Origin of the sequence: Tolypothrix campylonemoides VB511288_2, from assembly GCF_045999855.1 — a bacterium.
Lineage (GTDB): Bacteria > Cyanobacteriota > Cyanobacteriia > Cyanobacteriales > Nostocaceae > Scytonema > Scytonema bouteillei_A.
In genome coordinates this window covers 284,707-301,034 of sequence record NZ_JBFPMW010000001.1, presented here as the reverse complement: position 1 = coordinate 301,034, position 16,328 = coordinate 284,707, and the positions used below count along the sequence as shown (strand labels likewise).

General features: G+C 40.2%; 14 protein-coding genes. 8 read left to right on the top strand and 6 right to left on the bottom strand.

Translation table 11 applies throughout. From position 1 onward, the window contains the following. The first annotated feature begins 2 nt into the window (after positions 1 to 2). Positions 3 to 1,619, top strand: a complete 1,617-nt coding sequence (locus tag AB0756_RS01275) for a cyclic peptide export ABC transporter (RefSeq protein WP_038079431.1) — start codon at positions 3 to 5, stop codon at positions 1,617 to 1,619. A gap of 205 nt (positions 1,620 to 1,824) precedes the next feature. On the opposite strand, the gene AB0756_RS01270 is transcribed toward AB0756_RS01275, so the two are convergent. The 3 genes from AB0756_RS01270 to AB0756_RS01260 form a co-directional block, all read right to left on the bottom strand. Further along, positions 1,825 to 2,694, bottom strand: a complete 870-nt coding sequence (locus tag AB0756_RS01270) for a hypothetical protein (RefSeq protein ID WP_038079417.1) — start codon at positions 2,692 to 2,694, stop codon at positions 1,825 to 1,827. Positions 2,695 to 2,741: 47 nt separating this feature from the next. Then, the gene (gene hpnJ / locus AB0756_RS01265; RefSeq protein ID WP_038079414.1) at positions 2,742 to 4,196 is read right to left on the bottom strand and encodes a hopanoid biosynthesis associated radical SAM protein HpnJ; all 1,455 of its coding nucleotides are present in this window, start codon (positions 4,194 to 4,196) and stop codon (positions 2,742 to 2,744) included. A gap of 370 nt (positions 4,197 to 4,566) precedes the next feature. Beyond that, positions 4,567 to 5,388: a squalene/phytoene synthase family protein gene (locus tag AB0756_RS01260; protein WP_038079428.1), complete on the bottom strand. Its 822-nt coding sequence runs from the start codon at positions 5,386 to 5,388 to the stop codon at positions 4,567 to 4,569. Positions 5,389 to 6,152: 764 nt separating this feature from the next. Here AB0756_RS01260 and AB0756_RS01255 point away from each other — a divergent pair. The 5 genes from AB0756_RS01255 to AB0756_RS01235 all read left to right on the top strand — a co-directional run bounded on the left by AB0756_RS01255 (position 6,153) and on the right by AB0756_RS01235 (position 11,064). Further along, positions 6,153 to 6,404 carry a TIGR02450 family Trp-rich protein gene (locus AB0756_RS01255; RefSeq protein WP_038079411.1) on the top strand — a complete coding sequence of 84 codons (252 nt, stop codon included), beginning with the start codon at positions 6,153 to 6,155 and terminating at the stop codon, positions 6,402 to 6,404. A gap of 717 nt (positions 6,405 to 7,121) precedes the next feature. Further along, positions 7,122 to 7,988 (top strand): ferredoxin:protochlorophyllide reductase (ATP-dependent) iron-sulfur ATP-binding protein, encoded by an 867-nt coding sequence (bchL, locus tag AB0756_RS01250; protein WP_038079407.1) that lies wholly within the window; start codon positions 7,122 to 7,124, stop codon positions 7,986 to 7,988. 29 nt (positions 7,989 to 8,017) lie between these two features. Beyond that, complete coding sequence (locus AB0756_RS01245; RefSeq protein ID WP_038079426.1) at positions 8,018 to 8,809, top strand: DUF5331 domain-containing protein; 792 nt, start codon at positions 8,018 to 8,020, stop codon at positions 8,807 to 8,809. A 145-nt stretch (positions 8,810 to 8,954) separates the two neighbouring features. Further along, complete coding sequence (locus tag AB0756_RS01240) at positions 8,955 to 10,355, top strand: ferredoxin:protochlorophyllide reductase (ATP-dependent) subunit N (protein WP_038092927.1); 1,401 nt, start codon at positions 8,955 to 8,957, stop codon at positions 10,353 to 10,355. A gap of 82 nt (positions 10,356 to 10,437) precedes the next feature. Beyond that, positions 10,438 to 11,064, top strand: coding sequence for a retropepsin-like domain-containing protein (locus tag AB0756_RS01235; protein ID WP_038092930.1), 627 nt, complete (start codon positions 10,438 to 10,440; stop codon positions 11,062 to 11,064). An 18-nt stretch (positions 11,065 to 11,082) separates the two neighbouring features. Here AB0756_RS01235 and AB0756_RS01230 read toward each other — a convergent pair whose 3' ends face one another. The 3 genes from AB0756_RS01230 to AB0756_RS01220 form a co-directional block, all read right to left on the bottom strand. Then, positions 11,083 to 12,375, bottom strand: coding sequence for an amino acid permease (locus AB0756_RS01230; protein WP_050045530.1), 1,293 nt, complete (start codon positions 12,373 to 12,375; stop codon positions 11,083 to 11,085). Positions 12,376 to 12,608: 233 nt separating this feature from the next. After that, entirely contained in the window at positions 12,609 to 12,878 is a 270-nt protein-coding gene (locus AB0756_RS01225) for a DUF4351 domain-containing protein (protein WP_038092933.1), read from the bottom strand. Continuing rightward, positions 12,875 to 13,258, bottom strand: coding sequence for a DUF1636 domain-containing protein (locus AB0756_RS01220; RefSeq protein ID WP_038092936.1), 384 nt, complete (start codon positions 13,256 to 13,258; stop codon positions 12,875 to 12,877). The genes AB0756_RS01225 and AB0756_RS01220 overlap by 4 nt, the downstream gene beginning before the upstream one ends. A gap of 30 nt (positions 13,259 to 13,288) precedes the next feature. On the opposite strand from AB0756_RS01220, the gene AB0756_RS01215 reads away from it, so the two are divergent. Continuing rightward, positions 13,289 to 13,528 carry a hypothetical protein gene (locus AB0756_RS01215; protein ID WP_038092938.1) on the top strand — a complete coding sequence of 80 codons (240 nt, stop codon included), beginning with the start codon at positions 13,289 to 13,291 and terminating at the stop codon, positions 13,526 to 13,528. A 221-nt stretch (positions 13,529 to 13,749) separates the two neighbouring features. Then, entirely contained in the window at positions 13,750 to 15,978 is a 2,229-nt protein-coding gene (locus AB0756_RS01210) for a two-component system response regulator (RefSeq protein ID WP_167844832.1), read from the top strand. Positions 15,979 to 16,328: the final 350 nt, after the last annotated feature.

Here is a 16,328-nt window from a genome sequence, read left to right as displayed (position 1 = left end):
TCATGCGTTTGATTTCGTTTCTTCTGAGTTCTTCATGGAAAATAGTGACTCTTGCTATTGTCACTGGATTTCTAAGTGGTGGTAGTAATGCTAGCCTCATTGCTTTAATTAGCAGTGCAGCAAGTAATAGCGCCAATTCACGCCTTGCGATCGCGATTTGGGGTTTTGCAGGGCTAACTCTAGTTGCACTCATAACTAGTGTTATTTCCCAAATGTTGCTGATTCGTATCTCTCAAAATGCAATTTTTCAATTACGGTTGCGTTTGAGCAACCAGATATTAGCTTCGGAATTGAGTCATTTGGAACAGCTTGGAAATCCTCGTATTCTGGCAACTTTGACAGAGGATGTCCAGACAGTCGCTCATGCGGTTCACGTGATGCCACATTTGTGCATTGATATTGCCATTGTTATAGGTTGTTTAACATATGTAACATGGCTTTCTTGGCTGGTTTTTCTTATGGTTTTAGGCGTAGCAGTTGTAGCAATTGGGAGTTGTCAGTGGCTCTTAAATCAAGGCAAAAAATACCTTTCTCTTGCTCGTGAAGACCAAGATATACTCTTTAAGCATTTCCGTACTATTACAGAAGGAGTTAAAGAGCTTAAGCTCAATTACAAGCGCCGTCAAGCCTTTCTTGCAAAAGATTTACAACCAACAGCAACTACCTTTAGCAGCCATAATATTAAAGGTCTTTCATTTTACTCATTTACAACTAGTTGGGGAAGGTTAATATTCTTTTTTGCAATTGGTTTTGTCATTTTTTCACTTCCTAATATACTTATTATTAATCCCCAAACACTTGCTGGCTTTATCTTAACTTTCACATATTTAATGTTGCCCATGAACAACATTGTGGAAAATATTCCTATTATTACTAGAGCTAGCATTGCATTAGATAAGATAGAATCATTGGGTTTGTCTTTAGAAAGCAAAGCTGAGAGATCCATAGAACCGCCTGAAGCTCAAACTTTGTGGAGGGACTTGCAGCTTTTGGATGTGACTCATAATTACAAAACGCACAAAGAAGATAGCTCTTTTGGTATCGGTCCAATTAACTTAACTTTTGTTCCGCATCAACTCGTATTTATTGTTGGGGGAAATGGCAGCGGTAAATCTACTCTCGCTAAAATAATTGTAGGTCTTTACACACCGGAATCTGGAAAAATTTTATTTGATGGAAAGACTATTAACGAGGAGAATCGAGAATGGTATCGCCAGCATTTTTCTGTAGTATTTTCTGATTTTTATTTGTTTGATGAGCTTTTGGGATTAGATAATCTTGCTTTAGAAACTAAATCAAAAGAGTACTTAAAATTACTTCGATTGGATCGTAAGGTAACAATAGAAAATGGAAAACTTTCTACCACAAACCTTTCCCAAGGTCAGCGGAAGCGGCTGGCATTACTCACTGCATATTTAGAGGATCGACCAATTTATTTGTTTGATGAGTGGGCAGCAGATCAAGATCCAGTTTTTAAAGAAGTTTTCTATACTGAACTGCTGCCAAGGCTGAGAGATAGAGGCAAAACAGTCATTGCCATTACTCATGACGATCGCTATTTCCATGTTGCCGATCGCATTATAAAACTCGATTACGGTCAAATAGAATTTGACAAATAATGAGGTTGTTAGTTGTTAGTTGATGGGAGCATCCCAATGAGGGAAAAAACGCCAACGATTGGAAATCACAACTACACAAACAAAGCCTGCATAGGTAGGCTTTGTTTGTGTAGCCCTAGAATTCTATTCTGAGGGCAATGTGTCAAATTGGGGTACTCTTTAGTTGATGGTTGGGTAAACTTTACCAACCAAAAATAACTAACTACTAACTCTCTTTAACTTTAGAAAATCGAGTAGTTTGGTCTTTCCGTTTTTCAGGCATAAGCTTGATAACATGGAGAGCAATTTTGGCAAGTGTGGGTAACAATTGGGGTTGGAGTAGACGTTGGTCAAAAGCACTCATCCTTTTAGTATTTTCCTCAAGACAAGTCGATAAAAATAGCTCTGGAGTTAAATTATCCATAAAATTTACAGCCCCAGTAGCTGTAAAACTTTGATTCCGCTCTTCATCAGAGCCTTTAAATGCTGATATTTTCTCCTTTAGTGCTCTTTGATAATGCCAGAGAGCAAGAACTCCGCGCAACCAATTGGCTTTCTTACCTTCCTGAATTTGTAGATAAGTAACCCAATTCACAAAGAACATAATGTGACGGGCTTCTTCATTAAGAATTGGATCGAATATATGGAAGAAGGCTTCTGGCATATAACCAGCTTTACGAGCAATTCCAAACATTCCGAAGGCTAAGAAAGAGTCGAGGCATTCTCCAAAACCAAAGTCAATAAAAGCCGTTTTGATATTGTTAGGAATTCCAGGTTCGGAAGATTGAGAAATTGGAATATTATAATGCTCTATGAGAAATTTAATCAGTCGGAAATGGCGAGTTTCCTCCATACCTTGAAGAGCAATTGCCTCGCGCAATAATGGGTCACCAATCGTCTGTGCAAAAGTGTGAACCATTGCTCCTGCTTTCTGTTCTGTGCTGAGAGCTTCCTTCCAGAAAGGAATACCGTGCAAGCGATCGAGGGTGACACTATCCACAGTTGGCCAGGAGAGTTGCTCTGGCTCAAAGTTAATGTGACTTTCAATAAAGCTACGGCAGAAAAGCTCTTTGTGATTTTCACTTCCGAGTTTCATTTGCGAGTACCTCAGTTGTCTGTTATTGATTGTTCTTCCATTAACAACTAACCACCAACCACTGATGGTGTTTTAGTAGCTGCTTGGGTGCGACGGTCTTTAAGATAAGAGAAGAACTCGCGTCCTTCACGCAGGCGACGTACTAACATTTGAGGATTGGTTAGCATTTCACCCACAATTGGGATGATGGCTTTGGGTCGAAAATAAAAACGACGGTACATTTGTTCTACTGCATCTTCAATCTCAGCACTCGAGAGGTTTGGATATTGCAGTGTAGACATTTGAATTCCAGAGTTTGCCACTAGGGAAGTGTCACTAAACCAACCGTTAGTCTGAGCTTGTCGATAGAGTTCAGTACCCGGATAGGGGGCGGCGATAGAAACTTGGATGGTATGAGGGCTCATCTCGCAAGCAAAGCGAATGGTTTCCTCAATTGTCTCGCGGGTTTCGTTTGGTAAGCCAATGATAAACGTTCCGTGTACGGTGATGCCGAGTTTGTGGCAGTTCTCCATGAACTTTCGCGCCACTTCTAACTTAATGCCTTTCTTAATGCCATCTAGAATTTGTTGATTACCCGATTCAAAGCCTACTAATAACAGCCGCAAACCGTTATTACGTAGCTGTTTGAGAGTCTCGTAGTCTAGATTTGCACGGGCATTGCAGCTCCAAGTCAGCTTTAATCGTTTCAAATGTTCGCTGATGGCGATCGCTCTATGCTTGTCAATGGTGAAGGTGTCATCATCGAACATATATTCTTGCACCCGATCGCCAAAAATAGCTTTAGCTTCTTCCATTTCTCGCCCAACTGCGTCTGGGCTTTTGCTACGGTACTGATGTCCGCCAATAGTTTGAGGCCAAAGACAGAAGGTGCATTTAGCAGGGCAACCTCGTCCTGTATAAAATGAAATATATGGGTGCAGTAAATATCCTATGAAGTATTTTGTAATATCCAAGTCCCGCCCGTAAATTGGTAGTACGCTCGGCATAGCGTCCCAATCGTGAATCAGTTCGCGCTCGGGATTGTGATGGATGCTACCGTTGCGATCGCGGTAGCTGAGACCTTGGATTCGATCCCAATCCTTCCCCTCGGCTAAATCCTTACAAGTGTAGTCAAATTCATTGCGACAAACAAAGTCAATGACTGGATTCTCTCTAAGGGTTTCATCTGGTAAAACTGCCGTGTGTGCTCCAACAAAACCAATTTGCACATCAGGGCATTGTTGCTTAATTGCTAACGCACATTTTATATCATTTGTCAATGATGGAGTACTTGTGTGCATAATTACCAATTCATACTCTTTAGCAATTTGCAGCACATCTTCCACAGTTTGATTGTGTGGAGGCGCATCTACAAGCTTGCTTCGAGGAATCAAGGCTGCAGGCTGAGCTAACCACGTAGGATACCAAAAAGAAGTTATTTCACGTTTGGCTTGGTATCGGGAACCCGCACCGCCATCAAATCCATCAAAGGAAGGAGGATTGAGTAGCAACGTCTTCAGCATAAGTTTTTGTTTTGAAAGTAGGGAGTGGGAAGTAGGAATTAATCTCCAATTGCTTTTTTATCCTTTGCCTATTGACTCATAAAAATACTGTGTTTGTATAGAAGAGTTCTTTAAAAATAGGATTAGGGTTAGTGCCATCCAAAGTCAAGGTATGTTAGTCAAGATATGAAAATATTGAACTATGTCTTAAATTAAAGGTGCTGTGAGTGTGAGTAAGTGTGAGGAGCAATTTTGAGCAACAGTAAAGCGGTACAGATCCCAAAATTTATTCCAGTATGGGGATTGTCTTGTCACTGTTTTTGTGGTGTGTGAGGATGAAAGTTCTCTTTGGGAAGTATGTGTCAGGAATGTGACAAAAAGACCAAGTTTTTTAGGTGCTCATGTTACTTAATTGATTTATGAGTGCAATAACATCACTCCGGCTCAATTTTTGTTTGCCATTGACAAGAGCTTCAAGAGTGCCATAAGCCAAAGTTAGTGGAATCTGGCAGAAGTCCATGGCTGGTCCTAGGGGAAGAGAACTGATATAAGCATCTGCCATGGCCAAATTGCGACGGGCGTACTGATGCATTTTCTCCTCAGACCAACCCTGCGGATAGAAATCTACCCCACGAGATAAATCTTCTCTGTGGTTGCGGAGGATATTAACCGCCTGCAAGCCCCGACCAAATCCAATAGCGTGGGTACGGTTTGTCTGTGTTCCATCATACCAAGCCCACAAATCGGAAAGCATTAAGCCAACTGCACCAGCAACTCCAAACGTATAGCGATCTAAGTCCGATTCATTATCGATCTTCCAATTACGTTCTGCCCAGTATGCCATTCTATCTGCCATAGCAGCCGTAGCATCCCAAATCCGAGGTGCAATTGTTGCAGGAGCCAGTATTGCCCATTCTCGAATCCGAAGGGAGACCTCTGGTAGTATATCTTCATGAGTGCTGAATCCTTTGTGAAAGGCATCAACGGGAAAACCATCTACCCCTGCTTGTAATGTCAAGCTAATTGCTCGCAACAAATTTGCCTTGGTAGAGTTATCTAGTTCTGCGTGGTCTTCAATTTCATCAATGGCTCGCAAACACAAGTAAGCTGATGCTACGGCTTCTTGCAAACCAACTGGTAAACGAACTATTGGGATATAAAACGTCCGGCTCGTTTCTCTAAGGATATTTAAGGCGTCTCCATACAAGTCCATATGATGCAACTCCATTGAGTATTGTTAGCTTGCTTAATATTGTTGGTTAAAAAGTAACTACCCAAATCAAAAAGTTGGGATTGCTGAAATCTCTGTGCTCGTTTACCTGACAACTCTCATTCTTCATGAGTTATTGGTAATAGAGCAAACCCAATCCAGCAGTCACCAACTTCTGACTCCAAGGACAGATACCGAGCAGTTATTTTCTTCATAAGAAGATTAAAATCATTTGCCAAACATGGCATCGGTTTCCACCTGTTGGACTTGTTAGCTATAGCTCATCTTTAATTTTTGGCATTCACCTCTAATATGAACGCTCACCGTGCTATGTATTACCCAAGCTGTACGGCTCATCTTTTGCAAGCTAGTCTCCTCTATGTGCAACGGCAAACGGTTATACACCTGCATTGATTTCAAATAACGACGATAATGGAGGGTTTGAAAGTTCCCAACCACCCCCTGCTTGCGACTAAGACACTAAAAGCTCTTAATCCCTTTACTCACAAAACTGTGTTTGAGGGTCTTTTCTTGTCTGTAGATCGAGCAGGGCATAGTTGGCAAAATATTAAGTTATATAACACATATATCACTTCCCAACCTAGAAAAGCTGAATGCTTGTTATGTCTTTGGTTTAAAGAAATGATGAAGCAGGACATGGGAACTGTATATTGATTTTTTCAATATTTTGGTCTTCAATCCCTACTTTTATAAGACCTTTACACGATAAGCTAATAATTGTGAACTTATAATACAATATATAAATAATGGCTAAAAAGCAAAAATTTCCTTACCTAGTTGGTTCCAAATGGACTTCTCGAACAAAAATCGATGGCTGGCGACACTTCCAAGTTGTGAATCGCAAAAACCAAGGGAAGTGGGTCTACGCTGAGATGGTCGCTTCTTGCGATCCCAAAGTCCGCTTTTGGATGAATGCCAAGTTATTACAAGACACCTCACAATGGCAATCGGGTTGGCAATCTCTACAAGAAATGCAGGTTATGGAAGGTGCTTCTTAAACTTTGTTCTAATGAGTGCTGTCGTTTAAGTCAATTTTTAAATTGTAACTATTATTTACACTATTAAAGGCGATCGCTAACGCATTCCAGTTAGATCCCCGACAACTTCTGAAGATACAGCTTGCGATTGGGGGTAAGACCTCCTGAATCTATCTAGTGGCTCTAGCTGAAAATCAAGCCAGCGCAGTTCTCAACGTCTCATCTCTAGTTACTCCTTTTGCGCCCGAAGATTAGCTGTTGAGGTAGCACCTGGCGTAGAGGAGAGGGGATTAGAAATTACATGGGTAATTTTACACAGAGCAGCGAGTCAGCTAAGGAAGTTGAGCCTTGAGGAAGGTCTTCCCAGACGGAGTTTGGGAACGAGAGATAAGAAAGAGTCTCATGAGGGTTACTACCTCTTATTCAAGGGTCAGAATCCTTAAACTCAGGTACATTCTGTTTTGTTTTTTGTAACCTTTTTTATAAAAAATATATTTAAACTATTAATAAAATCAATTTTAAAGCTAAAAACTGCTTCCGTACTTCTAATAAAGAAAAAATCATTTGATTAAAGCTCCATAAGCCTTATAGATGCGTATTTCAATTTAACAACCCCTTTCTTTTCCAAGTCATTTGCACAATAATGGCATTCACATACCTTACAAATCGCCTCCTGGTCTAGGTGAAGGCAAGTGTTTAAGCCAAAAGTTTGACAAAAAACGATAAGAGGCAACAACAGTGAAACTAGCAGTTTATGGAAAAGGTGGTATCGGTAAATCCACCACAAGCTGTAACATATCCGTCGCCCTAGCCAAGCGCGGCAAAAAAGTGCTGCAAATTGGTTGCGACCCAAAACACGACAGCACCTTCACCCTCACTGGGTTCTTAATTCCAACAATCATTGATACTCTTCAAGAGAAAGATTATCACTACGAAGATGTTTGGCCCGAAGACGTTATTTATAAGGGTTACGGTGGAGTAGATTGTGTTGAAGCTGGTGGACCACCAGCAGGTGCGGGATGTGGCGGTTACGTAGTAGGCGAAACCGTAAAATTACTGAAGGAACTTAACGCCTTTGATGAGTACGATGTTATATTGTTTGACGTTCTCGGTGACGTAGTCTGTGGGGGTTTTGCAGCACCCTTAAACTATGCTGACTACTGCATGATTGTGACCGACAACGGCTTCGATGCTTTGTTTGCGGCTAATCGCATTGCTGCTTCAGTTAGGGAAAAAGCCCGGACTCACCCACTGCGTCTGGCTGGATTAATTGGTAATCGCACCTCCAAGCGCGATTTGATTGACAAATACATCGAAGCAGTTCCCATGCCAGTTTTAGAAGTATTGCCTTTAATTGAAGATATTAGAGTTTCTCGTGTGAAGGGCAAGACTTTGTTTGAGATGGCAGAAATTGACCCATCTCTCAACTACGTCTGTGATTATTATCTCAATATTGCAGATCAAATTTTGGCGTCCCCCGAAGGTGTAGTACCTAATGACGCTCAAGACCGGGAATTATTTACTTTGTTGTCTGATTTTTATTTAAATCCGGGTAAACCACAGGTTCCTAACTCAGAAGAAGAATTAGACTTGATGATTGTATAAATCATTAAAGTTCCAAGATGGGGGACAATATGGCTTTTTTTCATAGTTTTACGGACTCTCTCAAGCAAAAGTGGTTACAATTTTTTCAAATTAACCGGGATTGGATTACTCTCCATATGGAGGTAGAGTCAGTTTACACCCCTGATGGTGGTAAGCGACCCCCTTCTTACCTCATCTTGGGAGTAGCTAACGCGCTAGAACCAAAATTAGCGCAGTTAATGCTACCCTTTTCTAGACTGAATCCTGATGCTGACACCTTAATTGAGGTGCTCGATTTAAATTTCGACCCAGATATTGCTCTCGGTAACCGTATTATCCCCAGAGTTGAGACACAAACAAGTGGTGAAGACCTAGCTTCTGATGAGGAGACATCTAACCACTCGCACTTAAACGGCTTTGCAGTAGCAGCGGTTGATTTAGATACTGATGGGGAAACTCTCATGGTTGTGAACACAACTATAGAGGATGTGAAACGAGCCGATGAGGTACAAGAAGTTTTAAACGGATTCGGATACGATTCCTTTCATAACAATGAAGATAATGAGTTAAACAGCACATCTGCAGCAGATGTAGTTGATGATTTTGGCGATATATCCTTTGATGAGTTGAAAGGTGAGGACAGCACCAATTTTGAAAAGGCAACAGAATCTACTACTAATGGTAATGGTGAGTTTTCTGAAGTCTTATCAGATATCTGGGGCGATGAATCCGCAGCAAACAAGGATAAAGAAGACACGGATAACGATATGTTTTTAGGGGAAGACCTATCATCTAGCGATCTGGATGATTCAGAAATTGCTAGTCTCTTCCCCAATAATTAATCTTGGCTAATGGCTAATGGTTAATAGCTAATGGCTAATAGCTAATAGCTAATGGCTAATGGCTAATGGCTAATGGTAAGAACACAATTAGCAACGAACAATTAGCAATTAGCTATCTAAAAAATTTAGGGGAGAAAACACCAAAATGACAGTTGCTCAACCAGAAGCTTTAACTTTTGAGTGCGAAACCGGAAACTATCATACTTTTTGCCCGATTAGCTGCGTAGCTTGGCTTTACCAAAAAATTGAAGATAGCTTCTTTTTGGTGATAGGTACAAAAACTTGTGGCTACTTCCTGCAAAATGCAATGGGAGTCATGATTTTTGCAGAACCCCGCTATGCAATGGCAGAGTTAGAAGAAGGCGATATTTCTGCCCAGCTGAATGATTATGAAGAGTTAAAGCGGTTGTGTTTGCAAATTAAGCGCGATCGCAATCCCAGCGTAATAGTTTGGATAGGCACGTGTACGACAGAAATTATCAAAATGGATTTGGAAGGCTTGGCACCCAAGCTAGAATCCGAAATCGGTATACCCATTGTTGTTGCACGTGCCAATGGTTTAGATTACGCCTTTACCCAAGGGGAAGACACCGTATTGGCTGCTATGGCAGCACGTTGTCCTGATAAAGCCCCCACAGTAGAAGCTGAGAAAAACGAACGCAATGCTATTCAAAAGCTGCTTAATTTTGGTAAGAAAAAAGAAGACGTTGCTAGCGAAGAATCTGAGTATACGGATCATCCTCCGCTAGTCCTCTTTGGTTCTCTCCCCGATCCTGTTGTCACTCAGTTAACTCTAGAACTTAAGAAGCAAGGCATTAAAGTTTCTGGCTGGTTACCTGCTAAACGTTTTACCGAACTTCCCGTTCTTGAAGAAGGATATTACGTTGCAGGAGTCAATCCGTTTCTCAGCCGTACTGCGACGACTTTAATGCGTCGCCGCAAGTGCAAGCTGATTGGAGCACCCTTCCCCATTGGTCCTGATGGTAGCCGCGCTTGGATTGAAAAAATCTGCTCGGTTTTTGGCATCACTCCCAAAGGATTGGATGAACGGGAAGCCCAAATTTGGGAAAGTTTGGAAGATTATATAAAACTGATTCGTGGTAAGTCCGTTTTCTTTATGGGCGATAACTTGCTCGAAGTTTCCTTAGCAAGATTCTTGGTGCGTTGCGGGATGACTGTTCCTGAAGTCGGTATTCCTTACATGGATAAGCGCTACCAAGCTGCTGAGTTGGCATTTTTAGAAAAAACTTGTCAGGAAATGGGCGTACCCCTACCCAAGATCGTGGAGAAGCCAGACAACTACAACCAAATTCAGCGCATTTACGATTTGAAGCCAGATTTGGTAATTACTGGGATGGCTCATGCTAACCCATTAGAAGCCAGGGGGATTAACACCAAGTGGTCTGTAGAGTTCACTTTTGCTCAGATTCATGGCTTTACCAATGCTCGTGACATTCTAGAGTTGGTCACGCGTCCACTGCGTCGGAATAACAATCTCAAAGATTTGGGTTGGGATAAATTGGTGAAGGAAGAAGCTAAAATTTAATCTTAGTCTCTAAAAAGCAATTTGTAGTATTTGTATAGGAGCGCAGCGATCGCTCCTATTGTTTTTATATATGGCAAAACTTATGAATGCTACACCCTCCAACGATGAAAATCAGGAAATGCTAAAGTGGCTCAACCGCAATCGCGAACAGTTAAAAGAGTATGCCCATCAGTACATTGCCTGTAATAGCAATGGCATAATTGCTCACGGTAGCGACTTACGTCAAGTTCTAGAGTTAGCAGAAGCTTCTGGAGAAACTTTTGCTATTTATTTAGTACCTGGTTTTACCGGCTCTATTGTTATTTTACCTATTCGGTTACGCTCAGTCAGTCGTCATGAATGGCTACCTAACTATCAAGTAAATCTCAAACATAGAGATTTGGAAATCCAAGCAATTATGTTAGTTGATTCAGGGGCTGATTTTAGTTTAATTTCACTCAAGGCAGGTCAAGATTTGGGATATGCGTTGGCTGACGGAGAACAAACATTATTAGCACAAACAGTAGGCGGAACTGTTGAGTATGTTTTACGCAATGTTGAAATGACGATTGATGGAAAAAGCTTTATAGCCCCCGTGGCATGGTTGCAAAACAATACTACAGATGTCATGCTTTTGGGACGAGAGGCTGTGTTCGATCGGTTTAATATTGAGTTTAGACAAGCGGAAGAAAAAATTATTTTTTCATGGCGTGAAGAGTTAAAGCAGTGACATCACTAACTTTGCTACTCATGCACCAATTAATACAAATAATGCAACCCCAATCATCACAATCAACGTTACCTTACCACCAGGAACAAGAGTTTGAACAGTACTGCGTAAATCTTCCTCCTGTTCTTGACGCTGTTTCCAACTCATCAATGCAGGAAGAATTCCTCCTAAAACTGAAATACTGAAGGTTCCTGCATAATCTAAAGCTGTGAGAAAGATATTGGGATTCAGTGCTGATAAACTCATGGGAGGCAAAAGAATTAGGGAGTAAAGGGGCAAACGTTTGGAAGATTCTTGGGGGGTTACGGGAAAAATATCTTTGAAAAAATCGAGCAAGCCGTAAACAAATCCAATAAATGATGTCACGATCGCAAACTCAGAAAAGATAGAAACTAGGACTCCGAGCCATTGTCCAGCACTCCCCGATTGTAGAATGTAGAGTGGATCGAAAGTTTTCCCACTCGCTGTACCCTGAATTGCATCTACACTGATACTTCCCAAAATAACTGCATTCCAAGCTAAGAACATGACTAGGGGAATGGCGGAACCAACAACGATAGACTGGCGAATTTTTGGTGCATCTCCTTCAAGCTGGGTGACGATTGTAGGAATCACGTTATGGTAGAACAGTGCTACAAACATGACGGAGACAGCAGGGGGGAGTGCTTTCCAGTCTTGAAAGAAGAATGATGATATATTAAGGTGGGTGGCTCCTAAAAACAACAATCCCAAGAATGAAGTCAACACGATCGCAACGAAAGCGCTGTTTAATTTCTCAATAAACTTTTCTCTGCCAAGATACAAAATGCCACCAAAAAGGAGAGTAAAAGCCGTTGTTCCTATCCAAGTAGGGAAAACATAATGTAGCCCTAAAATTTTTTCTACAGATGATACTAAAATATCGCCACCTTGGGAAACATAAGCCACAAGTAAGGCATAGTGTAAGAACAAGTATGCCCCACCAGCAATTCTTGCTCCTAATGAACCCAGCGTCCTCTCAACCATCACCAACAGACCTAAACTGGGACGTCCTACACGACGCATCGCATTCAAACCCACTTCTGCAATTAAAAGCCCTGAAACCAAAGCGTAAAGCCAAACACCTATAAGTAGTACTGTAGATGGTACGACTCCAGATGGTAATGTCACTGCGGGTAGCGCAAGAATTCCAGCACCAATAGTGGTTCCTGCAATCAGCGCTGTACTTCCCAAAACGCTTCCTGGTTGATGGGTCAGTTTATTTTCGTAGAGTTCTAGGTTAGAAAACAACCGAGTGACATCTGGGCTGTTGGGCTTCAGTACCATTTTCATAAGATTTGACTGAGATACACGCTTTTTTAAGTTATATGTTAACTTCTGTAACCTATTGTGGCAAAATACTTCGTGTTGCTAAATTTCACGTGCGTGCGATCGCAAAATACAACAAAATCTCAAAAAGTTGGGTTTCGTTCCTCAACCCAACCTACACTGTTTATAATTTATCCCTTATCTAAGGGGTATTGGGAACAATCTGCAAACAATAGAAAAAGTAGAATAAGCGAGGTTTACTCTCTGTGTTGTTGATTCAACCAAATTACTAAATCACCCACTTCAGAGAAATCAACGAAAGCTTCTGCTAAATCCTCCAATTGCTTAATGGATAATCCCTGTACTTGTTCCACCAATAATGAATCTAGTTGACTAAAACGCCGATTAAGCTGACGCATGATTAATAAAATTGCTTCTTGTTTTCTTTCTTTTGCAGCAATATCTTGATAAATCACTGATTCTCTCATCATATCCTCCGGTAAAAATTGATGAATTAAATCCTTCATATAGGGGGAATCCTTGCCACAATTCCTTTCTTCAAAGGTTCCGGTCTTTCCGCCCAAGGTAACAAACCTTGGGGATGTAAGTGGTATTTGCTAGCACATTCAAATACCCCTAGAATTTCCACTGATGATAAATTAGGTGATATGTCACCAAAAAGATACGTATATTTATTGATAGAGGCAAAAGAAATCGCGCAGGAACGACTGCACGCACTCATGCATTCTACAGGTTGAATGATAAATTCCTCATGCAAGTCCCACTCTTGATGGTGTTGCTGCAACGTCTTGAGTAACTTTTCTCCACCACTTTCACCTATACGCTTTCCATCTTGCCATTGGCTGGCACAACTGGTGCAGACGAACAAAGTATGTTGAGTTTTCATTTATACCTCATACGTTAGAGTAAAATTTAGGTGCTCCTACATAATGTACTGCATACAATTCGTGCGATCGCCCTCATCCTTACCCTAGATCCTTCAAGGCAGAAGAATTTTTGGCTTTCCCAAAGCAGTTTCATCCTCATTGCCAAAGGCTGGGAACGAGGAGGAGAACCAAACCTATCATTTGCCAACAGCATTCTTCAACAAGTCGGGGATCTGAGCAGCTTAGCAACCACTCGTACAGCCAAGTATCAATGGCAGTGGATTTTCTAGTTTTTCTATACCTGTATTTGAAGGTAGGCTTTATATTCCTTCATGAGAAAATGAATTTCTTGATTTTTGTAATATTACAATTTATACCTTGATTTTAGGTTATAAAAGAGGGTAAATTTCTTAAATTATATAAATCCTCCTGTTAACAAATACTTTTTAAAAGTTTATTAAGTCATCAGTAAAATCACGCAATCACTCATGAAGTTTGTGAAGGGCATTCTATGATTATCCAGAATATGGAATTATCTCCAGCTAATTATGAATTCAGTGAAAACACGTATAAAGAAAAGAAAGTTAATATTCTTCTGGTAGATAATTGCAATCAAAGCTTAGTTGCTTTAGAAGCTATTCTAGGTTGCCTCAAACAAAATTTGATAAAAGCAAACTCCGGTTGTGATGCCTTAAGATTTCTTCTAGCTGTAGAATTTGCCGTAATTTTACTGAACGCTCATATGTCAGACATGGATGGTTTTGAAACAGCAAAGCTGATTCGACAACGACAGAAAACCGAACAAACTCCAATTATTTTCCTTCTTCCAACATTTAATTACTCTAAGGATTCTATCTTTAAAGGTTACTTATTAGGTTTAGTCGATTACGTCGTTCAACCTTATTCCGCAGAAATACTGATACCTAAAGTTAAAGCATTTGTAGATTTGTTTAAAATGACAGTGAAATTAGAACAACAAGCAATGTACTTCAAAGCTATTCATAAAGAACTTCAGACTCAAATTACCGATCGCCAAACTGTAGAATTGGAACTACGAAAATCTCTCAAAAACTTATCTGATATTAAATTTGCTTTAGATAAAGCTACTATTGTGGCAATTACTGATGCTAGGGGAGTTATTACTTATGTAAATGATAAATTCTGTGAAATTTCCAAATACGACAGAGAAGAACTGATTGGGAAAACCCATCAACTCGTTAATTCAAGTTATCATTCCCAAGATTTTTTTCAAAACCTTTGGTCAACGATTCGTCAGGGAAAAGTGTGGCAAGGAGAAATCAAGAATAAAGCCAAAGATGGAACATTTTATTGGGTTGACACTGTTATCGTCCCATTTCTTGATAGTGAGGGAAAACCATTTCAATATTTAGCAATACGCTTTGACATTACTTTACGCAAACAAGCACAGGAAAAACTACAGCACCAAGTCTTTTATGACGCCCTTACAGGTTTACCCAATCGGCTCAAGTTTTTAGATTGTTTGAGTCAATGTATCAAGCGAGCTAAAACTAACTATGACTATCATTTTGCTGTGTTATATATCAGCCTGAATCGCTACCAACTGATTAAGTACAGCCTCGGTCACTACCAAGGCGAACAACTGCTCATTGAAGTAGCTTGTCGTTTGTTAACATACTTGTGTCCCGTAGATATGCTATCCCGAGTAGGAGAAGAAGAGTTTGCCATCTTGCTAGCCTATACTCCCAATGCACAGGATGCAGAGTTTGCAGCAAAACGTATCCATCAAGCTATGAAATTACCTTTTAAACTTACAGAATCTGTGGAATCTTGTACTGCCAGCATTGGCATTGTTCATAACGAAATTGGGTACACCCAAGCTGAAGACTTTCTACAGGCAGCAGATACTGCAATGCATTATGCTAAAAAGCAAGGAGCATCGAACACAGCAGTATTTAATACGAATATGCAGTTACAAGTTGTTGCCAGACTGCAAATGGAAGCAGATCTTGCTCAAGCAATTCAACTCCAAAAGTTACATCTCAACTATCAGCCTATAGTGTCACTGGTAACTGGAGAAATCACTGCTTTTGAAGCGTTGGTACGATGGCAGCACCCCAAACACGGGCTGATTTCCCCAAATGATTTTATTCCGGTTGCAGAAGAAACAGGGTTAATTATTCCCCTCGGTCAGTGGGTTTTAATGGAAGCTTGTCGGCAATTACGTCACTGGCAAGATAAATTACCCAAACGCTTGCCTGTTTCAATGAGTGTGAATTTATCCGGTATTCAATTGGTTCAAACCGATTTGGTAGAACAAATTGACCAGATTTTACAAGCTGTTGGTTTGAATGGCTCTTTTTTAAAGATAGAAATTACTGAAAGTGTTTTAATGAATAACGCTGATACAGCCTCCGACGTTTTAAAGCAACTGCAAGAAAGACAAATTCAACTGTTGCTTGATGATTTTGGTACTGGTTATTCCTCACTATCATACCTACACTGTCTTCCCATCAATGCCTTGAAGATTGACCGTTCGTTCATCCGTCAAATAGCTGTTGGAAGTAAAAATTCCGATATAGTGAGGACAATTGTTAACTTAGCTCGCAGCTTGGAGTTAGATGTCATTGCAGAAGGAGTGGAGACAGAAGAGCAGTTTATCCATTTGCGATCGCTAGGATGTGAATATGGGCAAGGATACTTTTTCTCTAAAGCACTCAATAGCGAAGCTGTTACCGCCTTAATGAGCGCAAACCGTTGACTCTTTGCCCTCAATTATTTTTCAATAAAATCTCCAACTCGCAGTATAAAAAAACAAAGAATTTACGAATATTTTTAGGTAGTGTACCTGGACAATACCTCAAGTATATTTCAAAAATATTATCATAATTATACAACAGCTTAATATTAATTAATTTTTTAAGTAGAAATTCTAAAAAATTAATTAAACTTGGAGATTTTTCTATTTTCAGCACTTAGTTATTGGTCGGAATCATTTATTATTTATATACACAGTTCTTTTCTAAAAAATCTGTTTTATTAATTTTCGTTAATATATCAATTGATAGTAATTGATGTGTACAGAGAAGCTTTTTTAGCCTTGAAAATCCA